Source organism: Novosphingobium resinovorum (genome assembly GCF_001742225.1).
Classification (GTDB): Bacteria; Pseudomonadota; Alphaproteobacteria; order Sphingomonadales; family Sphingomonadaceae; genus Novosphingobium; species Novosphingobium resinovorum_A.
In genome coordinates this window covers 90,247-110,935 of record NZ_CP017076.1, presented here as the reverse complement: position 1 = coordinate 110,935, position 20,689 = coordinate 90,247, and the positions used below count along the sequence as shown (strand labels likewise).

At 65.7% G+C, this 20,689-nt stretch carries 23 protein-coding genes; 8 read left to right on the top strand and 15 right to left on the bottom strand.

Annotated features, from left to right (window positions below):
• Positions 1 to 101: 101 nt before the first annotated feature.
• Complete coding sequence (locus tag BES08_RS18210) at positions 102 to 1,721, bottom strand: FAD-dependent monooxygenase (RefSeq protein WP_197524479.1); 1,620 nt, start codon at positions 1,719 to 1,721, stop codon at positions 102 to 104.
• Positions 1,722 to 1,960: 239 nt separating this feature from the next.
• On the opposite strand from BES08_RS18210, the gene BES08_RS18205 reads away from it, so the two are divergent.
• From BES08_RS18205 to BES08_RS18180, 6 genes are read left to right on the top strand one after another with little or no spacing between them, the layout of a single operon-like run.
• A complete protein-coding gene (locus tag BES08_RS18205; protein WP_036529691.1) occupies positions 1,961 to 2,713 on the top strand; it encodes an SDR family NAD(P)-dependent oxidoreductase in 753 nt (250 codons plus the stop codon).
• A 52-nt stretch (positions 2,714 to 2,765) separates the two neighbouring features.
• On the top strand, positions 2,766 to 3,524 hold the full coding sequence (locus BES08_RS18200; RefSeq protein ID WP_036529635.1) for an SDR family NAD(P)-dependent oxidoreductase: 759 nt from the start codon (positions 2,766 to 2,768) through the stop codon (positions 3,522 to 3,524).
• 11 nt (positions 3,525 to 3,535) lie between these two features.
• Positions 3,536 to 3,916, top strand: a complete 381-nt coding sequence (locus tag BES08_RS18195) for an EthD domain-containing protein (protein ID WP_051587159.1) — start codon at positions 3,536 to 3,538, stop codon at positions 3,914 to 3,916.
• Positions 3,917 to 3,930: 14 nt separating this feature from the next.
• Positions 3,931 to 4,947 (top strand): zinc-dependent alcohol dehydrogenase family protein, encoded by a 1,017-nt coding sequence (locus BES08_RS18190; protein ID WP_081799203.1) that lies wholly within the window; start codon positions 3,931 to 3,933, stop codon positions 4,945 to 4,947.
• A 46-nt stretch (positions 4,948 to 4,993) separates the two neighbouring features.
• Entirely contained in the window at positions 4,994 to 6,205 is a 1,212-nt protein-coding gene (locus tag BES08_RS18185; protein ID WP_036529637.1) for a phosphotransferase family protein, read from the top strand.
• Positions 6,205 to 6,705 carry a hypothetical protein gene (locus tag BES08_RS18180; protein WP_036529639.1) on the top strand — a complete coding sequence of 167 codons (501 nt, stop codon included), beginning with the start codon at positions 6,205 to 6,207 and terminating at the stop codon, positions 6,703 to 6,705. Before BES08_RS18185 ends, BES08_RS18180 begins: the two co-directional genes overlap by 1 nt.
• Positions 6,706 to 6,833: 128 nt before the next feature.
• Here BES08_RS18180 and BES08_RS18175 read toward each other — a convergent pair whose 3' ends face one another.
• Genes BES08_RS18175 through BES08_RS18165 form a run of 3 tightly spaced genes read right to left on the bottom strand, consistent with a single transcriptional unit; the run spans position 6,834 to position 9,701 of the window.
• Complete coding sequence (locus BES08_RS18175; protein ID WP_036529699.1) at positions 6,834 to 7,589, bottom strand: SDR family NAD(P)-dependent oxidoreductase; 756 nt, start codon at positions 7,587 to 7,589, stop codon at positions 6,834 to 6,836.
• Entirely contained in the window at positions 7,582 to 9,297 is a 1,716-nt protein-coding gene (locus BES08_RS18170; RefSeq protein WP_036529642.1) for an FAD-dependent oxidoreductase, read from the bottom strand. Before BES08_RS18170 ends, BES08_RS18175 begins: the two co-directional genes overlap by 8 nt.
• On the bottom strand, positions 9,294 to 9,701 hold the full coding sequence (locus BES08_RS18165; protein ID WP_051587161.1) for a nuclear transport factor 2 family protein: 408 nt from the start codon (positions 9,699 to 9,701) through the stop codon (positions 9,294 to 9,296). Before BES08_RS18165 ends, BES08_RS18170 begins: the two co-directional genes overlap by 4 nt.
• A 230-nt stretch (positions 9,702 to 9,931) precedes the next feature.
• Between BES08_RS18165 and BES08_RS18160 the strand changes: the two genes are divergently transcribed.
• Positions 9,932 to 10,798, top strand: a complete 867-nt coding sequence (locus BES08_RS18160) for an NmrA family NAD(P)-binding protein (protein WP_036529644.1) — start codon at positions 9,932 to 9,934, stop codon at positions 10,796 to 10,798.
• Positions 10,799 to 10,834: 36 nt separating this feature from the next.
• Here the strand turns inward: BES08_RS18160 and BES08_RS18155 are convergent, their stop codons facing one another.
• Genes BES08_RS18155 through BES08_RS18140 form a run of 4 tightly spaced genes read right to left on the bottom strand, consistent with a single transcriptional unit; the run spans position 10,835 to position 13,031 of the window.
• Positions 10,835 to 11,527, bottom strand: a complete 693-nt coding sequence (locus BES08_RS18155) for an EthD domain-containing protein (protein WP_155986454.1) — start codon at positions 11,525 to 11,527, stop codon at positions 10,835 to 10,837.
• 39 nt (positions 11,528 to 11,566) lie between these two features.
• Positions 11,567 to 11,992: a nuclear transport factor 2 family protein gene (locus BES08_RS18150; RefSeq protein WP_036529647.1), complete on the bottom strand. Its 426-nt coding sequence runs from the start codon at positions 11,990 to 11,992 to the stop codon at positions 11,567 to 11,569.
• An 11-nt stretch (positions 11,993 to 12,003) separates the two neighbouring features.
• The gene (locus BES08_RS18145) at positions 12,004 to 12,597 is read right to left on the bottom strand and encodes a VOC family protein (protein WP_036529649.1); all 594 of its coding nucleotides are present in this window, start codon (positions 12,595 to 12,597) and stop codon (positions 12,004 to 12,006) included.
• A gap of 29 nt (positions 12,598 to 12,626) precedes the next feature.
• The gene (locus tag BES08_RS18140; protein ID WP_036529652.1) at positions 12,627 to 13,031 is read right to left on the bottom strand and encodes a nuclear transport factor 2 family protein; all 405 of its coding nucleotides are present in this window, start codon (positions 13,029 to 13,031) and stop codon (positions 12,627 to 12,629) included.
• A 114-nt stretch (positions 13,032 to 13,145) separates the two neighbouring features.
• Between BES08_RS18140 and BES08_RS18135 the strand changes: the two genes are divergently transcribed.
• Positions 13,146 to 13,631 (top strand): VOC family protein, encoded by a 486-nt coding sequence (locus tag BES08_RS18135; RefSeq protein ID WP_036529654.1) that lies wholly within the window; start codon positions 13,146 to 13,148, stop codon positions 13,629 to 13,631.
• Between the two features lie 143 nt (positions 13,632 to 13,774).
• On the opposite strand, the gene BES08_RS18130 is transcribed toward BES08_RS18135, so the two are convergent.
• The 7 genes from BES08_RS18130 to BES08_RS18100 all read right to left on the bottom strand — a co-directional run bounded on the left by BES08_RS18130 (position 13,775) and on the right by BES08_RS18100 (position 20,675).
• Positions 13,775 to 14,527, bottom strand: coding sequence for a TetR/AcrR family transcriptional regulator (locus BES08_RS18130; RefSeq protein WP_051587163.1), 753 nt, complete (start codon positions 14,525 to 14,527; stop codon positions 13,775 to 13,777).
• A gap of 149 nt (positions 14,528 to 14,676) precedes the next feature.
• Positions 14,677 to 15,531 carry a fumarylacetoacetate hydrolase family protein gene (locus BES08_RS18125; RefSeq protein WP_036529656.1) on the bottom strand — a complete coding sequence of 285 codons (855 nt, stop codon included), beginning with the start codon at positions 15,529 to 15,531 and terminating at the stop codon, positions 14,677 to 14,679.
• Between the two features lie 23 nt (positions 15,532 to 15,554).
• Positions 15,555 to 16,370, bottom strand: coding sequence for an SDR family NAD(P)-dependent oxidoreductase (locus BES08_RS18120; RefSeq protein ID WP_036529658.1), 816 nt, complete (start codon positions 16,368 to 16,370; stop codon positions 15,555 to 15,557).
• A 24-nt stretch (positions 16,371 to 16,394) separates the two neighbouring features.
• Positions 16,395 to 16,742, bottom strand: a complete 348-nt coding sequence (locus tag BES08_RS18115; RefSeq protein ID WP_036529659.1) for a hypothetical protein — start codon at positions 16,740 to 16,742, stop codon at positions 16,395 to 16,397.
• Positions 16,739 to 18,004, bottom strand: a complete 1,266-nt coding sequence (locus BES08_RS18110) for an aromatic ring-hydroxylating oxygenase subunit alpha (RefSeq protein ID WP_051587164.1) — start codon at positions 18,002 to 18,004, stop codon at positions 16,739 to 16,741. The genes BES08_RS18115 and BES08_RS18110 overlap by 4 nt, the downstream gene beginning before the upstream one ends.
• A 239-nt stretch (positions 18,005 to 18,243) precedes the next feature.
• The gene (locus BES08_RS18105; protein ID WP_036529661.1) at positions 18,244 to 19,044 is read right to left on the bottom strand and encodes an enoyl-CoA hydratase/isomerase family protein; all 801 of its coding nucleotides are present in this window, start codon (positions 19,042 to 19,044) and stop codon (positions 18,244 to 18,246) included.
• On the bottom strand, positions 19,041 to 20,675 hold the full coding sequence (locus BES08_RS18100; RefSeq protein WP_036529664.1) for an AMP-binding protein: 1,635 nt from the start codon (positions 20,673 to 20,675) through the stop codon (positions 19,041 to 19,043). Before BES08_RS18100 ends, BES08_RS18105 begins: the two co-directional genes overlap by 4 nt.
• Positions 20,676 to 20,689 lie beyond the last annotated feature (14 nt).

Sequence of the window (20,689 nt, the reverse complement as noted above, 5' to 3'; positions counted from 1 at the left end):
TTGGGGCGGTTGATCCGGCTGCACCGGATCAACCGCCCCAAGGTTTTTGGTTTGCCGCATTTTCCGAGTCATCAGGTGATCCCACCTGATTAGAAAATGCTCTAGCGACCGCAGACGCGCCGCAGCAATCCCGCGCAGTCGTCCGGCAAGGCATCGCCGCGCCAGGCGACGTGCTGGTCGGGCCGCACCAGGATCAGGCCGCGTTCGTAGATCGCGCGCAGGTCCGGGCGATCGAGCCGCAGCACGTCGAGCGGAACACCCTGTGCCTTCGCCGCATCCTCCAGCGGCGCGGTGTCCGCATCGCCGAGCACGACGAGTGTGAAGAACAGCCCGAGCCGGTCGAACAGCGCCGTCCCGTCCTCAAGGAACACATGCGGCAGGCGTGCGCCGGGCCAGGTGCTCGGCACATAGGTCAGCGGGTCTATCGCCGGGGCCTCCCCCTCGCCCGCCACGACCGGCGACTGGTCGTAACGATAGCCGTACTCCACGCCCCAGCTCTCGTTCTCGGCATTGCCGAGCGCGGCGATCTTCGCGGCGACATCGGCGCGGCGGGCGTCGGCTTCGGGGCCTTCACCCTCGAGGTCGCCCGCCTCCATGTAGATCATCGTGATCTGCTGGCGCACGCCCATGTGCCGGCGCGAGGCTTCGAGATGCCACCACGCGGTCGGCCGCCGCTCCGCATCGTAGGCATCGAGCAGCCCGTCGCCGCCCCAGCCCTGCAGGTTCGCGGCCAGCACCCACGACAGCGCGGCGGCGTCGGCGATGCCCGAATTCATGCCGTAGCCGCCGGTCGGGATGAACTGGTGCGCGCTATCGCCCGCCAGCAGCGTGCTGGCGTCCCGGTACTTCTCGGCGACCACGAAATGCGCATGCCACGGATTGGCCTGCAGTATCTCGTAATCGAACGCCTTGCCGACCCAGGCTTCGAGCACGCCCTCGGCGGTCATCTCGTCCGGGTTCATGCCGGGCAGCAGCCATGCCTGCAGCGTGTAGATGTCGTGGTCGTTCTGGGCGATGATCGTGCCGAGCCCGGACTGCAGATGATAGATCGGCCCCCAGCGCTGCAGCAGTTCGCGGTCGTCGGTGCGGAAGTGGACCATGTAGGCCCCGGCGACGTTCTCCTCGCCCTCCAGCGCAATGCCGAGACCCCGGCGCACGCGGCTGCCCCCGCCGTCGCAGCCCGCAAGGAAGCGGCACTTCACGGTGCTAGTTTCGCCGCTCTGCGAATCGACGATCTCGGCGGTGACGCCATCGGCGCCATTCTCGACGATCCGCTCGAAGCGGGTGCCGAAGCGCACGTCGATCAGCGGATTGGCGTCGATCGCCCGTTTCAGCACCGGCTCGATCTGGATCTGGCTGACCCGCAAGGGCGCCTGCGCGCCGTGGCTGCCGTCGTTCTCCTCGCGGATGATGCGGGTCTTCTCGTCGGCGGAGGGGTAGGGAAACCGGTACAGGTCGTGTCCGACCATCGAGGTGATCCACAGGATGTCGAAGCCGTTCGCACGCGGCACGCCCGCGTCGCGCAGCGCCTCGTCCAGGCCGAGACGGTGGAACAGCTCCATGCTGCGGCCATTGGTCAGGTCCATCTTGGGATGGCGCGTGGTCGCCGGGTTCCGCTCCAGCAGCAGGGAGCGAATGCCGTAGCGGGCAAGGTTCAGGGCCAGCGTCATGCCGACCGGCCCGCCTCCGGCGATCAGCACCGGCACTTCGATCTGCGTCATTCCATCTCCCCTCTTATGCCTTGCCCAACCGCGAGTAACGAAATTGAACCATATGGTCAACTTGTGCGCAATGCGCAAATGGACGTCAAGCCGGGTCAGGCTATGATTTTAGCAATAATCGCACTGAAACCGAGCGCATGATCCCGAAGTCGCGATTGAATGCTTGACATTGGCTGACCGTCTGGTCTGTTTATGGAAAGTGCAGCGACTGACTGCACCAAGGGATGAAGGACAAGACGATGCCCACCGGCCGACTTTCCGGAAAAATCGCGCTCATAACTGGCGCAGGCAGCGGAATCGGCGCGGCGCACGCCCGCCTGTTCGCCAGCGAAGGTGCGCAAGTCGTCGCAACCGACATCCGCCTCGACGCTGCCCGCTCCGTGGTGACGCAGATCGTCGAATCCGGCGGCGCGGCCATCGCCATCGAGCATGACGTCGCCAGCGAAAGCTCCTGGCAGACTGCCATCGACGCGGCGCTGGCCGCTTATGGGGGACTGACCACGCTGGTCAACAACGCGGGCCTCAACCACATGTTCGGGGTGGAGGACGAGACGCTGGAGGGCTGGAACCGCATCGTCTCGATCGACCAGACCGGCACGTTCCTGGGCATGCGCGCGGCGATGCCGCATCTGCGGGCGAGCGGCAACGGCGCGATCGTCAACATCTCCTCGGTACTGGCGATGATGTCGACGGTGACGTGCTTCTCGTTCCACGGCGCCAAGGCGGCGATCCGGGGCATGAGCAAGGCCGCCGCGCAGGAATATGCAGGCCGCGGCGTGCGGGAGAACTCGATCTACCCCGGCATGATCGACACGCCGCAACTCGCGACGATGCTGCCCGAGGAGCGCGAGATGATCCGCACCTCGATCCCGATGAAGCGCATCGGCAACCCGGACGAGATCGCCCGTAGTTCGCTGTTCCTGTGCTCCGACGACGCATCCTACGTCACCGGCGCGGAACTGATCGTCGACGGCGGGCTGTTCCCGGGATGAGAGCGCGACCCATGACTTTGCAGAGCGGCACGGCCGCCAAGGGAGAATACGGATGCTGAACGGCAAGGCCATCCTCATCACCGGCGCGGCATCGGGCATAGGCCGCCGCTGCGCCGAAGTCTTCGCGGCGAACGGCGCGCGCGTGCTTGTCACCGACCTCAGCGCCGAAGCGGGCGCCGAGGTCGTCGAAGGCATCCGCAACGCGGGCGGCGAGGCCGCGTTCCAGCCCTGCAACGTCACCGACGAGGCCAGCGTGGCGGCCGCCGTGGACAAGGCGGTTTCGCTTTACGGCCGGCTCGACGGGGCGATGAACAACGCCGGGATCGAAATGCGCAACAAGCCGGTCCACGAACTGACCGCAGAAGATATCGCGGCGGTGCTGGGCGTCGATCTGGTCGGCGTGTTCTACTGCCTCAAGCACCAGTTCCGGGTGATGAAGGACAGCGGCGGCGGGGCGATCGTCAACACCGCATCCTCCTCGGGCATTCGCGGGCAGATCAACGCTTCCGACTATGTGGCGGCCAAGCACGGCGTCGTCGGGCTGACCAAGGCGGTCGCCTGCGACGGCGGGCCGCTCGGCATCCGGGTGAACGCGCTGTGCCCCGGCCTCATCATGACGCCGATGGCCAAGGACCGGCTGATGCAGGATCCGGTGTTCTCCGAGGCGCTCGAAGGACTGCGCCAGCGCCACGTCATCGGCCGCTTCGGCGAGATGGACGAGATCGCCAATGCAGCGATGTTCCTGCTGTCCGACATGTCCTCGTTCATGACCGGATCGCCGATGATCGTCGACGGCGGCTACGCCATCTGAGGGAGACTGACATGATTAAGATGGTCGTTGAAGTCTGGAAGAAGCCGGAAATGACAGACGAGCAGTTCGCCCGCCGCTGGCTGGTGGAACACGGCGCGCTGGTGCGTGCCAATGCGAAGGCGATGGGCTTCGTGCGCTATGTGCAGAGCCACAAGCGCGTCTCGCCCGAGATCGACGCCTTTGCGCAAGGGCGCGGCTGGAAGCGCCCGCCCGACGGCCTCACCGAAGTATGGTGGGAAAGCGAGGAAGCCATGCAGGCCGCGCTTTCCTCGCCCGAGGGCATCGAGGCCAGCGGGGTGCTGCAGGCGGACGAGGAACAGTTCATCGACGCCCCCCGCATCAGCGCTTTCCTCGCGGACGAGGAAACCATCTTCGACTACACTGTCGCATAGGGAGAGATTCGGCGATGACCGAAAACCGACGCTACGTCATCACGCCGGGACAGGGCATCGCCGGACTGCGGCAGGAGCGCGCGCCCATGCCGCGCCCCGGTCGCGGGCAGGTGCTGCTGCGCATGCGTGCCTTCTCGCTCAATTTCCGCGATCTGCTGATGATCGACGGGCATTATCCGGGCGGTGCGCCCGACGCGATCGTGCCGCTTTCCGATGGCGCGGGCGAGGTCGTCGAACTGGGTGAAGGCTGCTCGCGCTTCGCGGTGGGGGACCGGGTCTGCCCGATCTTCATGCAGAGCTGGATTGGCGGCGACATGACCGACGCGGACGGTGCGTCCGCGCTGGGCGGTGCGATCGACGGTGTGCTCGCCGAATATGTCGTGGTCGGTGAGGCCGGCCTGGTGGCGGTCCCCGGCTACATGGACTTCGCGCAGGCGGCCACGCTGCCTTGCGCCGCCGTCACCACCTGGAACGCGCTCTACGGCCGCGAGCCGATCACGCCCGGCTCTACGGTGATGGCGCTTGGCACGGGCGGTGTCGCGATCTGGACGCTGCAACTGGCCAAGGCCGCCGGGGCGCGCGTCGTCATCACCTCGTCCAGCGACGCCAAGCTGGAACGGGCCACGGCGATGGGCGCGGACCATGTCGTCAACTACGCCGCGACGCCCGAATGGGGCGCCGCCGCCCGCGCCTTCACGGGCGGACGCGGGATCGACAAGATCGTCGACAGCGCCGGGCCGGGCACGATGCCGCAATCGCTCGCGGCGCTGCGGCGCGGAGGAGAGATCGCCATGGTCGGCGTCATCGCCCCCGGTACGATCGACCCGCTGGCGATCCTCGTCGGCGGGGCGCTGGTGCGCGGCGTCATGGTCGGTTCGCGCCGCCATTTCGAAGACCTCGGCCGCGCGCTGGAAGCGCACCGGATCGAACCGCTGATCGACCGCAGCTTCACCTTCGACGAGGCGGCAGAGGCTTACGAACACCTGCGCGCGGCGCAGCACATGGGCAAAGTCGTCATCGAGATGACCTGACCCCGCCAGGATACAAGAAACGACTGGGAAGGAAGTGGCTCAACCAATGCACGGCACTCTCGACATACGTCAGCGCCCCGAGGACCATTTCCTCGACGCCATCCGGGACCGGTTTCCGGTCGAGGCCGAGATCGACCGCACGCTGTCACGCAAGATGCGCCTGCGGGCGAGCGGCGACGTCTACGCCGCCCACTCGCTGGACAGCCTGATCGAAGGCACCGCCAGCCTCATCCGCGCCAACGTGGGCGACGATTTCACGATCTCCGACGCGCGCTGGCTGACCGGCGGGGCGTCGAAGATCCAGGTCGCCTTCGAACTCGAATGGCAGGACGGATCGGCGCGTCGCAAGGCGCCGATGGTCCTGCGCATGGAACCGAACGAGTCCGTGGTCGAGACCAGCCGCAAGCGCGAGTTCGAGCTGCTCCAGGCGCTCGACGGCCTGGTGCCGGTGCCGCCCTGCTTCTGGGTCGATCCGGATGGCGAACACCTGCCGCACCCCGCGCTGATCTACGGCTTCGCGCAAGGCGTGACCAAGCCTTCCGATCTGCCCTCGCAGCAGGTGACCGGCATCGGCCTCAACTATGGCCCTAAGCTGCGTGCGCCGATCACCGCGCAGTTCATCGAGCACATGGCGCGCTTTCACCGCATGGGCGCGGAACTCGCGCCCCGCCTGCCCAGCTTCGACGGCGTGGAGGTCGGCTCCAACGCCAGCGTCATCCGCCTCGTCAACTGGTGGCGGCGGGTGTGGGAGGAAGACCGCGCGCACGACGAACCGCTGATGACGGTCGCCTACGACTGGCTCATCGCCAATGCGCCACCGATCGACCACGTCTCGCTGGTCCATGGCGACTGCCGCGCCGGCAACTTTCTGTTCACCGAGCACGACGCACGGATCACCGCCTGGCTCGACTGGGAACTGGCGCTGCTGGGCGACCGCCATCAGGACCTCGCATGGTCGATGATGGACCCGTACAGCCATTCGAACGAGGAAGGCACCGCCCAGCTCATCAACGGCATGCTGCCTTACGACGACTACATCGCCGCCTACGAGAAGGCGTCGGGCCTGACGGTCGATCCGGCGCGGCTGGCCTATTACCGGGTGCTGTGCAGCTACCTGTCGGTCTCGATCTGCCTCGGCACCGGATACCGCGTGGCGAAAGGCGCCAAGACGCACCAGGACATCGTCGTCTCGTGGCTGGCGATGATCAGCTACCCGATCATGGAACAATTGCGCGGCACGCTGAAGGAGGTGCTCTGATGGTCCCCGATTCCGATCTCCAGTTGCAGGTCGTCATCAAGGCGCTGCGCGAAGCCGTCGGCCCTGCGATCCGGGCGGACGAGAAGGTGGCGCAGGAGCAGTTGCACTTGTCGCTCGCCACGCTCGGCGTGCTACGCAGCCAGTTGCCGATGACGCGCCGTTTCATCCGCGCGCTGTCGAGCGATGCGCTGGACCTCGCCGGAAAGCTGGGCGCCCTTACGTCCAGTCAGGCCCTGTCGGCTCCCCGGCAGGCACTGGAAGCGGCGCTTGCCGATCCGTCACGGGAAAACCACGAGATCGAAGCCGCCCGCAGCGCCCTGATGGACAGCACCTGCGCGCTCATCGAAACCCTCGGCCCCGATCTCGCGGATCAGGCCCGCAGGGTGGTGATCGACGCGAGCGCCCTGCCGATCGAACGCCAGCGTGCGTGGTTCATCGGCTCGGGCTTCGAATCCGCGCCCGACAAGGTCCGCCCGATCGAGACGATGCTGGAGGCGTAGAGCACGATGACATTGGGTTAAACCACCCTTCGTCATTGCGAGCATGGCGAAGCAATCCAGGGCGGTTTCGTACTGCCCTGGATTGCTTCGCTATTCTCGCAATGACGATTCAATAAGAAGTCATGACCTCAAGCCAGTATCCGGCCGAGCGTCTGCACGGTGGTGCCGACGCTCCAGCCGCCATCGACGAACCAGTTCTGCCCGGTGACATAGCCGGCATCGTCGCTGGCGAGAAAATGCACGGCGGCGGCGATATCCTCCGGCTGCCCTTCGCGGCCCAGCGGCGCCAGCACTTCCAGCGCCCGGCTGAGTGCATCACCGTTGATGGCGATGGACAGCGGCGTGGCGACACCGCCGGGGCTGACCGCGTTGACCCGGATGCCCAGCGGCCCGAACTCCAGCGCAGCGGTCTGCGTGGCGGAGATGATCGCCGCCTTGCTCATCCCGTACTCGCCCCAACCCGGGGTTCCCCGCGCGCCGGACAGCGAGGCGACGTTGACGATCGCGCCGCCCCGCTCCATCCGCCGCGCCGCCTCGCGCATGCCGACGAGCACGCTGAGCGCATTGATCCGGTAATAGCGCGCGGCGCGCTCCGCATCGGCTTCGGCCATGTCGTGAACACCGGCCGAGGCGGCGTTGTTGACCAGCACGTCGAGCCTTCCGTGGCGCTCCATCGCCTCGTCCAGCAGAGCGGCGAACTGGTCCGCGTCCGATACGTCGGTATGGCGGAACGTGCAGCCCCACTGCGCCGCGCTTTCTGCGCAATCGGTGATATCGCCGATCAGCACTTGCGCGCCGGCCTTGCGCAGGCGCTGCGCCGTGGCGGCGCCGATGCCTGAAGCAGCGCCGGTGATGACGATCGATTTTCCGGTGAGGTCAAACATGGTCGCGTCCTTTGCCTGCGGCACGGGCGGCAATGTCGAGCGCCGCGATGTAGCCGAACGTCATCGCCGGCCCCAAGCTGGCCCCGCCGCCGGGGTACTTGCCGCGCATGATCGAGTTGTTGTCCAGACCCGCCGCATAGAGTCCCGCGATCGGCGCTCCATCGGCGCCAAGCACGCGCGCATGCTCGTCGGTATCGAGGCCCTGTATCGAACCCAGATCGCTGGGGCGCACCTCGATCGCGTAGAACGGCGCCTTGGTCAGAGGCCGCAGCGACGGGTTGGGCCCATGTCCCGCATCGCCCATGTACGTGTCATAGGCATTGGTGCCGCGTCCGAAGTCGGGATCCCGCCCGTCCGCCGCATGCCGGTTGAAGCGTTCCACGGTATCCGACAGCGCCAGCGGATCGAGCCCAAGCTCGCGCCCGAGTTCGGAAATGCTCGCCGCCTTGCGGGCATAGCCGGAGGCGACCCACTTGTCCGGGCGGAACGGCGCGGGCTTGATCGCACCCAGACCATAGCGCGCTACCGCCTCGGCATCGGCGATCTGCCAGATGCGCGTCACGCCCCTCTCCAGCGAGACTTCGCCGAAGTTCTGGTAGTGGAAACTCTCGTCGACGAAGCGCTTGCCGTCGCGCGCATCGACCATGATCTGTCCCGGGCAGTGGCGATCGAAGAACAGCGAGGGGAAAAGGCCCACACTGCCATCTTCGCGCTGATAGCGCGAAGCCGGCACCCAGATGCCGTTCGCCGCATTGTCCGGGTTCAGCCGCCCGCCCAGCTTCTCGGCCATGCGGATGCCGTCGCCCCGGCTGCCTTCGGGCTGGAGCGACCAGCCGGCCGCCGACTGGTGCAACCACTTCTGCCGCATCGCCTCGTCCTGCCCGAAGCCACCGGATGCAAGGACGACGCCTTGCCGCGTCTTGACCGTATGCCGCCCGCCGCCATGCTCGAACACCACGCCGGTCACCCGGCCGCCGTCGAACACGAGATCGCAGGCGCGGGCTTTCTCGATCAGGTGTACCCCCGCATCGCGCGCGGACTTGAACAGGCGCCCCGCCAGCGCATTGCCGTTGGCCATGTGCCTTCCGCGCCGTCCCCGCAGCCGGTCGAAAGCGTAGCCCGCCATGCGCGAGGCAGTCAGGCGAAAGGCCGAAAGCGACCGGTTCCACCCCTGCATCGCCACCGCCTGCGCGGGGCTGACCTGCATCGAGTCGAACAACCCCATCTCGCGGATCGGCGGACGCACGCGCTCGAAATCCGTGCCCAGCGCATTGCCGTCGAAATCAGCCGTGAGCAGGCAGCGCCCCTGATTCCAGCCTGCCGCAGAAGGGGCATAATCGGGAATGTCGCTGGGCGTCAGCCGTACCGTGGTCCGGCGTTCCATGAAGGCCAGCATCTCGCCCGACTTGTCGAGATAAGTGTCGATCTTGGCGGCGTTGAAGAAGTTGCCCAGCACCGCCTCGAGATACGTGCGTGCCGAGGCCCGGTCGTCCGCGATACCGAGCGCCGGCTGGTGGTGGTTCGCAGGAATCCACACGCCTCCGCCGGAAAAGGCGGTGGTCCCGCCGAAGACATCGGCCGCTTCAAGGAGCACCACGTCCAGCCCGTTCAGCGCGCCGACGGTCGCCGCCGTCATGCCCGCGGCGCCCGAGCCGATCACCACCATGTCCGCCGTTTCGGGAAGTGCAATCACGCTCGCCCCGCTCATCGCGCATCCACCAGCTTGCGACCGACGAGGGCCGTCTCCACGGCAACCGTATCGAGATACTCGACGATTTCGCTGATGCGGCCGTCGCGGGTGCGCAGGATGAAGCAGTAAGGATTCTGCCGGTATGGGCCGTAAGGTCCGACACCCTCGACGCTGGCGATCACGACGGCGCGGTCTCCCTCGGCGATGATCTCGCTCACCGCCATGCGTGCGGGTTCGCGGAAGGTGGAGAGCATAGGGATCATCTCCGTCAGCAGGCGATCCCTGGTAAAGTGCTTGGAAAGGGGTGTGTCGCCGATGATCGTCCAGGTCGCATCCTCGGCCAGCGATTCGAAACCGCCCATGAAATCACCGCTGCACAACTTGTCGAAGAAAGCGCCCGCGATCTGCCTGCTGTCGGTCATGTCCTCTCCTATCGGCGTGGTCCTCCGTCGCTGCGGGGACGCCCGGAGTGAAACTCCCACATTTGACCGTTATGTCAATTAAAACGTCCGGAAAACGAGATTTATCGCGATAAAGTGGAATTTTCTTATGAATCACCGCCTAATTATGAATTCATATGGTCAATTTAATTGCGCTCACCAAGCGCCGCCGCCATAGTCCTTCGCAAACTCAGCCAGATGGGAGAGCAGGCATGGCATCGCGTACGATAACGGTCTTCGGGGGAACCGGAACGGCAGGAGGCGGCGTGGTCCGCGCGCTGCTGCAGGACGGCTGGACGGTCCGTGCCGTCACCCGCGATGAAACGGGCGACAAGGCAAAGGCTGCGCGGGCGCTCGGCGCCGAAACCGTGACCGCCGACATGGAAGACCGCTCGGCCCTGCGCCGGGCCATCGAAGGGGCGGACGCGGTCTATCTATCCGGTGCATCCCTGCAGGACCGCTGGGACATCGGGCAGGCCGTTCAGGGGATCATGGTCGCGGAAACGGTACGCGAAGTGGGCACCGGGCACTTCATCTATCAATCCGCACAGGCGGCGGGCAGCCGGGGCGTACTGTCCGTGGGATCGAAACGAGCCGTGGAAGAACGGATCGCCGAACTCCACCTCGATGCCACGGTGCTGCGTCCGGCATGGTTCATGGACAACTTCCTGAACTACTTCCCGATCACGCAGAACGACGGCACGCTTACGATCGCAATGGCCTTGCCGACCGACGTGCAACTCGCGCTGATCTGCGCCGAAGACATCGGGCGCGCGGCGGCGGCGGTGCTTGCGTCGCCAGACAATTGGCGTGGGCGCGAGGTCGATCTCGTCGCCGACGTCGGCAGCACCGCACAGATGGCCGCGATCGTCGGTGAGTTGGCGGGAAAACCGGCGACGGCCGTCGAAGTCCCGATGGCCGCGATCGAGGAGCACTGGCCGCAGGGCGTGGACCTCTATACCTGGCTGGCCACGAAGCCCGCGGAGAACGACACTGGCGCGCTGACGGCGCTGGTCGGCTCGCCGATCGACTTTCGCGCATGGGCCGAAAAGCACCTCGCGCCGACCTTGCGCGGCTGAGCGGAGGCGGGGTCGGCACACCGACCCCGCCCTTCGTCACATGAAGCGCTCGGCGCTGGCGAGGTAGGCGATGGACTCCGCCGGACGGCGCAGCAGTGTCTCCCAGGCCTGCGGATCGCGTGCGACGCCCTCCTCCATCGCCGTCTGCGTCGGCCAGTAGAGTTCGCGGATGCCGACGCAGAACGCGCCTTCGGGATGCAGGGCAGGCGAAGGGCGGCACCGCACATGGCGCAGCGCCTCGATCCGTCGTCCGAGCGCAAGGTCTTCATCATCGTCCCAGGCAGTCGCGCCCTCGCTGATGACGTATTGCAGCAGCTTGATGCTGATCGGACGGCGATCCAGCCGGAACAGTCTGTCGCCCGTCTCGACGCCCTCCTCGTTCCAGTCCGCCCCCGACTGCAGCACTTCCTCTTCGGCGAAGACGAACCGCAGCTTGTCCATGTCGACGAACAGCGGTTCGTCGGGGATCAGCAATTCGACGTAGTTGGGCTCGCCGGGAAAATCGATGGCGTCCTGCACGCAGTCGAACCACACTTCCGCCGTCGCCTCGAAATGCGTCTGGCGCGCGTCCAGCAGGTCCGAGTGAACCTGATGGCTCTGGGTGTAGGCGCGCATGGTCGATATCGTGCGGCCCATCGTTCCGTGGGGGTGCCGGTAGTGGTCGTGAAACCACTGCGCCGTCACGCCGGGTTTGCGCGGAATCGCGCCGAACATCTTGATACGAGACAAATACCCTCTCCGCCTTGTCGTTATGGGAACGGGGGCCGGTCACCCCGGCTGGAAAACCGGGAGGATGCTGCGATCCGCGATCTTCCAGACGCCACCTTCCTGTACGCACACGTCGATCACGTCGGCCACCGAACGCACCACCGGCGAAAGGTCCGCATCAGGCGAGCGGAACAGCGTCAGCAGCGAACGCACTTCCGCCCGCCCGTCGCCCAGCGCCGAAATCAGCGTGTTGGACAGGACATGACGCGAGGTGACGTGCGCCTCGGCCTGCCGGGCGGCCATCGCCGCCGCAATCGCAGCGCCGCTGATCGTGCCGGGCCGAGGCGAGCCGGGCCCGAAGGTCAGGTTCGCATCCTCGGCGAACAGCGCCGCCGCCTCGCCCGCACGCCCCTGGTCGATGAGCCAGAAGCCGCGCAGGGCCAATTCCGCAAGGTCGAGCCGATCCTCGATGGTGAGCTTCGTCATTGCCGCCTCCGTCACCGCAGCTTCACCGCTTCGAGCCCGCGCTGGCCGATATCCGGCCGCCGCTTGAGCACGGCTTGATCCTCGCCCGCCTCGACCCGGCGCAGCAGATCTTCGGGGTCGAACTCCACGCCGATCGGGTTCTCGGCAAACGCGGGGGAATAGAAGAACGCCGTCGCGTCCTCGATATTGTCGTAGTTGTCGACTTGCAGTTCGATCTGGTTCCCATCGGGGTCCTGATAGTACATCGAAGTCGTCGGCCCGTGATTGATCGGGAAGACCGGCGTGATGCCCACATCGCGCAGTCGCTTGTACGTCGCCATGAGATCGCCCAGGCTGTCGTAGGTGAAAGCCGCATGGTGGAAGCCCGCCACGCCGTCTTTCTGCTCCTCCAGATCCGGCATGTTCAGAACGGCGACGCGGTGGTGCTCCTCGTCATAGGAGAGGAATGCGAGGATTTCGTTCTCGAACGCAGCCTCGGCGCCGAGTACGGTCTTGTACCAATCGATCACCTCGCGAAAGCGCGATGTGCGCAGCACGAAATGGGCGAGCCGGACGGGCGGAATGATCGCCGCAGTCTCCGTGGCGGCAGTGGATTGCTGTGTCATGGTTGCTATCCTTGTGTCTGGATCGGGCGTCAGTGCGCCGCTTGCTCGCCGAAGACCGCCGACTGGAGCATCATCGTATCCATGAACTCGATCACTTCGACGAGGCGTCCGCCTGCCGCGCGCATCACGAAGGCATAGTAGGGCTGATCGTAAGGCCCGGTCGGCCCCACGCCGCGTCCGCTGCCCAGCAGCACGGCGCGGTCGCCCTGCACGATCGGCTCCTCGAAGCGGACGGCCGGCGGCTCGACGAAGTCCGACAGCAGCGGCACCAGCCGCGCGATCAGGTCCTTCGGTCCGTGATAGACGCCCGATGCCGGCGTCGTACCGATCACGGTGTAGATGCCGTCGTCGGCGAGCAGTTCGAACGCCTCCGGGAACCGCAGTTGCGCCAGCAGTTCGCCGAACCGGCGGGCAAGCCCTTGTGCATCCTCCATCGAATCCTCCTCTTCCTTACCTGTCTTATATTGATCTTTTGGTCAGGAAAGCATAACCCAAGGCGGATGACAAGGAGGCGTGTCACACAGACCGCCCGATCGGGAGAGAATGGCATGAAGTTTCATCACATGGCGCTGATGGTGACCAATCTGGAAGACGCCATCCGCCTCTGGCGCGACGTCATGGGCTTCGAACTGGGCGTCGAGACCGTGATCCCCGACGGGGCCGAGCCGGGGCCGAACACCTTCATGTATCCGGCGCTGCTGGACGACATCTTCAAGATCAAGGGCGCGCGTTCGCGTATGGCCCTGCTCAGTTCGAAGGACGGCGCCTTCATCGAGCTACAGGAATGCCTGAACCCCGCGATCACCAAGACGCCCGAGGAGAACTTGCGCTATGGCCATACCGGCATTCACGAACTCGGCCTGCTGGTGACAGACATCGACGGCTGGTTCGAAAAAGTCAGGGCCGCCGGCTACCGCACGCAGACGGACTACGTGTGGCAGTGCGCGTCGATGGGCCGCTCGTTCCTGTTCTACGACCAGGACGGCAACATGATCCAGCTCTGGGAGAACCTCGGCGAGCCGGAATGGAGCTGAGGCCGAGGCGCCCCCTAAGGCGTGACGACATTACATCGTATCGTCATTGCGAGCGTAGCGAAGCAATCGAGGGCAGTTTTACGCCGCTCTGGATTGCTTCGCTATGCTCGCAATGACGAAGGTTGGTTCAATATCATCGCGCCCTACGGCGCGTCGATGAAGACGAGTTCGTAGAGGAATGCGATGTTGCGCAGGATTTCGGTCTCCGAAAACACGTCGCGGCCCGTCAGTTCACGGTACTCGGTCGAGACCGTGAACGGCGTGCCGCCGGCGCTGATGATCATGTAGTACATCCGCGCCGGATCACACTGGCGCACGATGCCCTGGTCCTGCCCGGCGCGGATGAGTTCGCGGATCGCGCCGAAGTGTTCACGCAAGTAGTTCTCGATGACCCACTGCAGGCGCGAGGTGTCCTGGTTGCTCTCCATGGTCAGGATACGGTGGATCTGCGGCTGGCGGGCGGACATACGAATGAACTGCTCGATGAACGTGCGCAGGCCCGCCGCGGCGCTGTCACCCGCCTTTTCCAGATGCGCCTTCATTTCCGCCGAATAGCGCTTGAGCGCATTGTCGATCGTCGCGATCCACAAGGCTTCCTTGGACTGGAAGTGATAGAGCACCAGCGTGTGCGTCACGTCCGCCCGGTCGGCCACGGCACGGGTGGAAGTGCCTTCGAAGCCGAACGCCCCGAAGCATTCCAGTGCGGCGGCCAGGATGCGCTCGCGCACATCGTCGCCCCGGCGGCTGGCGCGCTTGCGCTGTCGCTGCGGCGCCTTCTGGTCGATCGCGACCGGGTGCGTTTCCGCCCCGTCGAGCCGCACCGCGATGCGGCCGCTGCTCGCACGGCGGCGCTTGGCGGGCGCGGAATCTTCGGGAATATCGCTCGTTTCGGCCATTCGATCGCTCCGCCAGGCCGTTCGCCTGACCAAAGATGTGCATTTCCTGACACCCTCACATCAGGATATGCAGCAAGGTCAAGCGATTTTGCAAAAACCGCGGCGAGATTAATCCACCATTAGGTCAGTTTTTGGGCAAAAATTGACGGTCAGGCGACGATCCTGTTCTCGATGACACCGATACCGTCGATCTCGCAGCGCACCACGTCCCCCGGTGACAGGAAGCGCGGCGGCTGCTGCGCCGCGCCCACGCCTTCCGGCGTCCCGGTGGCGAGAATATCGCCCGGCTCCAGCGTGAAAGCGGCCGAAAGGTGGGCGATCTGCGCCCCGATCGAGTGGATGAACTGCTCGGTATTGCTGGACTGGCGTATCTCACCGTTGACGATGCAGCGGATGCCGAGCGCCGCCGGATCAGCGATCTCATCCGCCGTCACGATCCATGGCCCGATCGGCCCGTGCGTATCGAACGACTTGCCCATGGTGATCGTCGGGGACTGGAATTGCCAGTCCCGCGCCGACACGTCGTTCACCACAAGGTAGCCGAACACATGCGCCATCGCATCGCCCTCGGCGACGGACTTGGCCGCGTGGCCGATCACCACGCCCAGTTCAACTTCGTGATCGAGCTTGGTGGTCGGCCCCTGCACCACGTCGTCGTAGGCCCCGTTCACGCACGTCGTCTGCTTGTTGAACCACAATTGCCCGTCAGGCACCGCGATGCCCAGCGCACGCGCCTCGTCCGCATGACGGCGGTAGTTCATGCCAAGACCCAGGAACTTGCGCGGGCGCAGCGGAGCCAGCAGATGCACATCGGCCAGCGCCAGCCGCTCACCGCGCCCCGATGCCAGCGCAGCGGCGATCTCACCCAGAGCGCCCTGCCCGCCCTCGATCAACGCGATCATGTCGGGATGGTCGATGCCGATAGTATCGAGCGGGACGATTCCATCGCCGTCCACCACGCCGAGGCGCGGCACGCCTCCGTTTTCGAACCGGGCCAGCTTCATCGTTGTTCCTTCGTTTCGGGAGATCAGGCGGCTGCAAGGCCGTCGTAGAACCGCCGGGCATCGGCGTAAGTCGGCAGGTGCGCGGTCGATCCGCCGTCCACCCGGATCACCTGCCCGGTAATGTAGCGCGCCTCGTCCGACGCCAGCCAGGCGACGGCCTGCGCGACATCCTCAGGCGTGCCGAGATAGCCGGTCAAGGTGGCATCGACGTTCATTGCGACGAAGGCCGGCGGGATCGAGGCTTCGAGCAGCGGCGTCGTGATCATCGACGGCGCCACCGCGTTGCAGCGGATTCCCTCGCGGCCGAAGGCCGTGGCCACCTGTTTGGTCAACTGGATCACCGCCGCCTTGGACACGCAGTAGGCGGGCATCTTGTAGAACGCATCCACCCCGTACATCGAGGCGGTGTTGACGATCGACCCGCCGCCCTGTTTGCGCATGGCAAGGATCGCGTGACGGCACCCCTGCATCGTCCCGCGGACCGTGCCTGCGAAGATCTTGTCCCACAGCGCGTCGGGGATTTCCAAGATATCCGTGTCGCCGGAAATCGCCTCGGGCGAAGTGAATGCCGCGTTGTTGTGCATGATGTCGAGCCGACCGAAGCCATCGACCATCGCGCCCACTGCCGCGCGGAAATGGTCTTCCACGGTGATATCGAGATGCAGCGCGCGCGCCGTGCCGCCGGCGTCGGCGATCTCCTCGGCAACGGTCTTCGCTGCAGTATCGTTGATATCGGCGATGCCCACGACGGCGCCTTCCGACGCCAGCCGCAGCGCGGTCGCGCGGCCGAGGCCCGATGCTCCACCGGTGACGATGGCGACTTTGCCCTTGAAACGCATGACAGTCCTTTCCCTTGCGCCCGATCAGCCGAGAAACGGCAAGCCGCGGGCGATCCTTATCGAATTGGGCCACGGCGTCCCCGGCGCGCGAGGTTGCCCGTGGATTTCAATGGCGACGTGCGCCTGCGCCAGCCCGAGAACCAGCGCCATGAGATTGCGCGCATCGTCAGGCAGGTCGTCGAGCCCGAACCGGTCGACGTAGCCGATGGCCTCTTCCGCCCGCGCGCACATGGCCTCGTAGAACACCCTGATCTCGTCCATCGAGCGCTCGCAGCGCGCGGCCAGCCGCCCGGCGGTCGTATGGCTGCCCCAGCTGTCGACGAAAGGTTCAAGTTCCGCGAACGCCTGCGGCAAGCGCGCCGCACCGCTCACGCCAGCGCCTCGGTGACGGTTTCCGCCTCGACCCATTTGAGCAGTTGCTCGACCGAGTGGCGGATGCCGACCTCGCTGTCCTGAAGCTGCATCTCGTCCTTGCCGGAACTGTTGATGCCGCGCTGGGTGCGGGCCACGTTGGCAAGGTCTTCCAGCACGACCTCGATCACCCGCGCGACATAGAGTTCCTGCTGCAGCCGCTGGCGCGCGTTCAGCGCGTCGGGGACATAGAAGCGCACTTCGTAGCGCGAAGTGGTCGGCGTCAGCGGCCAGAACTGGTGGACCCAGAAGCCGCCGGGGCCGAAATCGATCTGGGTGTTCGGAAACAGGTTGTTCACGTCCATCGACCAGCACCCCGCCCGCGTCGGATTGACGGCGGGGTGATCGAGGAACTCAGCCATCTGCGAACTCGTGCCTGCCGCGATCAGGCTGCCGGTGTCGCCAGAGGCATAGGCCAGCATCTCCACCTTGTTGCGCTCGTCGAGCGGCATCGTCGGGTTGCCATACATCGAGACGGTGCGGTGCGGCCCGAACGTGCGCGCATCGAGCAGCCGCGCGAAGCGGTTCTCGCTCGACGAGAAGGTCTGGGCAATCGTCTTCTTGTGGATCGCGGGGATGTGGTAGCTTTCGATGAAGGCGTCCTGCACCACTTTCCAGTTGGCATCGAGGTCGGCCTTGAGCACGATCGGCTTGTCCGCCGCCACGTAAGGCACGCCGGCCAGACGGTCGGCGAAATCGCCGAGGAAGGTGCGCAGATCGACTTCGGGCTGGCGCTGGAGGTTGACGAAGATCCAGCCCTCCCAGGTTTCCGTCGCCATCGGCGTCAGCCCGCAGCGCTTCTTGTCTACCGCGAAGAAGCTGGCTTCGTCCGGGATCGAGATCAGATCGCCATCGGCCGCATACGTCCAGTTGTGGTAGGGGCAGACGATGCGCCGCGCATTGCCCGTCGGACCGTCGAGGACTTGCGATCCGCGGTGCGAACAGGTGTTGTAGAACGCGCGGATGCGTCCATCCTTGCCCCGGTTGAGGATCGCGGAAACGCCGCCCGGCAACAGTTCGGTCGCGAAATAGTCGCCGTAGGCCGGGATTTCTTCCTCGCGCCCGACCAGCAGCCAGGCCCGCTCGAAGACTTGCACGCGTTCGCGTTCGAAAAACTCGGGCGATCGGTAAGGCTCGAGCGGCACCGGGCCGGTGCCAAGGCCGCAGGCCTCGGTGAACGCCGTCTTGCCTTCGAAAGCCCGCGCGGAAGCGGTGATGTTCATGTCCCAACCCTCTCCAATCGGAACCGGCGCCGACGTCGGCATCAGATGCCGCGTCGAGTCTTTATTTGACCGTTTGGTAAACTTAAGGTTGGAGAGGGGAATGTGTCAAGCGTTAGAGGTCGATGATATCGGATTGAACGACCATCTCGTCATTGCGAGCGCAGCGAAGCAATCCAAGGCAGTGTCAAGCCGCTCTGGATTGCTTCGCCGCGCTCGCAATGACGATTCAATATAGCGCCCTAAAGATCGCGATATTCTGGCGCGGCGCGGTTCCTGAAGGCTTCCACCGCCGTTTCGTGATCGGCGGTCGCGATCAGCATGCATTGCTGGCGATCCTCCAGCGTCAGCGCGGCGTCGATACCCGGCGCATCGACGGTGAGATTGAGAGTCTCCTTCGTCATGCGCAGCCCCATCGGCGAGGCGCGCAGCATATCGCGGGCCATCGCCAGGCCCGCTTCCATGAGAGCCTCGCCAGCCACCACCGAACTGACCAGCCCGGTCGCCAGCGCGCGCGGCGCGGCGATGAAGTTACCGGTCATCAGCAATTCGGAAGCCACCGACAGCCCGACTAGGCGCGGCAGCAGATAGCCCGAACCCATGTCGCATCCGCCCAGCCCCACGCGCAGATAGGCAGCATTGAGCCGCGCATCCTCCGCAGCGATGCGCACGTCGGCCGCCAGTGCCAGCGAGAACCCCGCACCGCAGGCCGCACCGTGCAGCAGCGCGATGACGGGCTGCGGGCACGCCCGCATGGCGCGCACGATCCCCGAATAGAGCCGCTGCATCGCCAGTTGCCGCTGGTTGCGCCCCGGTCCTTCATTGGCGAAAGCGTCGGAGCCCAGTTCGGCACCCGCGCAGAACATGCGTCCGGCACCGCGCAGGATCACCACACGCGTCTCCAGCCGTGCGGGCAGGCCGCTGAAGTAGTCGAGCAGCGCCTGTGCCAGTTCGGGCGAGACGGCGTTGAGCTGGTCGGGGCGATTGAGCGTGACGATCTCGATCGCGCCTTCGCTTTCCACCGTAAGCACCGTGCCGCTCATGCGATGATGTTCTCCGACCGTTGGGCATAGAGGCGTCGCAGCGCCATCTTGTCGAGCTTGCCGGTGCTGGTCCGGGGCATCGTGTCGATAACCCGGATCGCATCGGGCAACCACCACTTCGCGACGAAGCCTTGCATATGCTCGCGCAGCGCCGCCTCGTCGAGCGCCTCGACGCCCTCGGCCAGCGTGACCAGCATCAGCGGCCGTTCCTGCCAGCGCGGATGCGGGATGCTGATGACGCCCGCCTCGGCGACGCCGGCGAAACTGGCCGCCGCCGATTCCAGTTGCAGCGTGCTGATCCACTCGCCGCCGGACTTGATGACGTCCTTGGCGCGGTCGACGATCTCCATGGAACCGTCGGGATAGATGCGCGCGATGTCGCCCGTCTCCAGCCATTCGAAGCCTTCCGCATCACTGAGGCCCACGTAGCTGCCCGAGGCGATCGGCCCCCGCACCAGCAGGTGGCCCGCGTGCTCGCCGTCGAACGGAAGCGGCTTGCCCTCGTCATCGACGATGCGCATCTCGGACAGGAAACCGACGCGCCCTTGGCGGGCGAGGTGGCGTTCGTGCTGTTCGTCGGCCGGCAGAGTGTCGGACCCTGCCGCGGGGGCGCTGCGCGAGCAGCCCGGCACTTCGGTCATGCCCCAGGACTGGCACAGGGTGATGCCGAAGCTCTCGAAGCGCTCGGCCAGCGCGCGCGACGGGCGAGTACCGGCAAGCAGGCCTGTGCGCACCGTCTCCAGCTTCGAGCCCTGACGTTCGGCGGCGTCGAACAGGTCCATCCAGATCGTCGGCACGGCGCCGGTGATCGTCACACCCTCCCCATCGATCAGTTCGATGATGCCCTCGGGCGAGAAATCGCGGCCGTTGAGCACGAGCTTGTGGCCGTTCATCGGCGCGGTAAAGGGCATCATCCAGCCATTGGCATGGAAGATCGCGGCGATCGGCAGCATGCATTCCAGCGAGCCGCGCCGGTGCGTGCCGTACATGTCGGCCATCGACATGTTCATCGACCCCAGCGTGATCGAGCGGTGCGTATAGGCGACGCCCTTGGGCCGCCCGGTCGTGCCCGAAGTGAAGCAGATCGTCGCCGCTTGGTTCTCGTCGAAAGTGGGCCATGCAAAGTCAGCCGAGGCGTCACCGATGAAATCGGTCTTGGTGACGAAGCCGGGCAGTGCGCTCGCCGGAACCGGCGCGCCGGGTTCGTCCATGAACACCCAGCGTGTGACCATCGGCGTGATAGCCGCGACCTGCTCGGCCAGCGGCAGGGTGTCGGCATCGATGAAGATCGTGATCTCGCCGACCTTCTCGATCATGTAGCGCAGATCTTCGGCCGTCAGGCGCGGATTGAGCGTGTGCAGCCCCGCCCCGATGCCGAGCGCGGCATAGAACAGCTCAATGTGGTTGGAGGTATTCCACGCCAGCGAACCGACGACGTCGTCCACCTTGAAGCCATGGCCGGTCATGGCATTGGCCAGCCGCTTTGCCCGGTCGCGCATCCGCGCCCAGTCCGAACGCTCGATCACGCCGTCGATGCGGCGCGCTACGAAGGGCGTATCCCCGTGATGCTCGGCGGCATGGTCGATCAGCCGCGACAACAGCATCGGGTTCGTCATCATCGTCCCGCGCAAGATTCAGGTCCTCT

Bases quoted from the DNA above. Each gene is read 5' to 3' on its own strand.
- BES08_RS18210 (WP_197524479.1), bottom strand. From the start codon at position 1,721: ATGACGCAGATCGAAGTGCCGGTGCTGATCGCCGGAGGCGGGCCGGTC.
- BES08_RS18205 (WP_036529691.1), top strand. From the start codon at position 1,961: ATGCCCACCGGCCGACTTTCCGGAAAAATCGCGCTCATAACTGGCGCA.
- BES08_RS18200 (WP_036529635.1), top strand. From the start codon at position 2,766: ATGCTGAACGGCAAGGCCATCCTCATCACCGGCGCGGCATCGGGCATA.
- BES08_RS18195 (WP_051587159.1), top strand. From the start codon at position 3,536: ATGATTAAGATGGTCGTTGAAGTCTGGAAGAAGCCGGAAATGACAGAC.
- BES08_RS18190 (WP_081799203.1), top strand. From the start codon at position 3,931: ATGACCGAAAACCGACGCTACGTCATCACGCCGGGACAGGGCATCGCC.
- BES08_RS18185 (WP_036529637.1), top strand. From the start codon at position 4,994: ATGCACGGCACTCTCGACATACGTCAGCGCCCCGAGGACCATTTCCTC.
- BES08_RS18180 (WP_036529639.1), top strand. From the start codon at position 6,205: ATGGTCCCCGATTCCGATCTCCAGTTGCAGGTCGTCATCAAGGCGCTG.
- BES08_RS18175 (WP_036529699.1), bottom strand. From the start codon at position 7,589: ATGTTTGACCTCACCGGAAAATCGATCGTCATCACCGGCGCTGCTTCA.
- BES08_RS18170 (WP_036529642.1), bottom strand. From the start codon at position 9,297: ATGAGCGGGGCGAGCGTGATTGCACTTCCCGAAACGGCGGACATGGTG.
- BES08_RS18165 (WP_051587161.1), bottom strand. From the start codon at position 9,701: ATGACCGACAGCAGGCAGATCGCGGGCGCTTTCTTCGACAAGTTGTGC.
- BES08_RS18160 (WP_036529644.1), top strand. From the start codon at position 9,932: ATGGCATCGCGTACGATAACGGTCTTCGGGGGAACCGGAACGGCAGGA.
- BES08_RS18150 (WP_036529647.1), bottom strand. From the start codon at position 11,992: ATGACGAAGCTCACCATCGAGGATCGGCTCGACCTTGCGGAATTGGCC.
- BES08_RS18145 (WP_036529649.1), bottom strand. From the start codon at position 12,597: ATGACACAGCAATCCACTGCCGCCACGGAGACTGCGGCGATCATTCCG.
- BES08_RS18140 (WP_036529652.1), bottom strand. From the start codon at position 13,031: ATGGAGGATGCACAAGGGCTTGCCCGCCGGTTCGGCGAACTGCTGGCG.
- BES08_RS18135 (WP_036529654.1), top strand. From the start codon at position 13,146: ATGAAGTTTCATCACATGGCGCTGATGGTGACCAATCTGGAAGACGCC.
- BES08_RS18130 (WP_051587163.1), bottom strand. From the start codon at position 14,527: ATGGCCGAAACGAGCGATATTCCCGAAGATTCCGCGCCCGCCAAGCGC.
- BES08_RS18125 (WP_036529656.1), bottom strand. From the start codon at position 15,531: ATGAAGCTGGCCCGGTTCGAAAACGGAGGCGTGCCGCGCCTCGGCGTG.
- BES08_RS18120 (WP_036529658.1), bottom strand. From the start codon at position 16,370: ATGCGTTTCAAGGGCAAAGTCGCCATCGTCACCGGTGGAGCATCGGGC.
- BES08_RS18110 (WP_051587164.1), bottom strand. From the start codon at position 18,004: ATGAACATCACCGCTTCCGCGCGGGCTTTCGAAGGCAAGACGGCGTTC.
- BES08_RS18105 (WP_036529661.1), bottom strand. From the start codon at position 19,044: ATGAGCGGCACGGTGCTTACGGTGGAAAGCGAAGGCGCGATCGAGATC.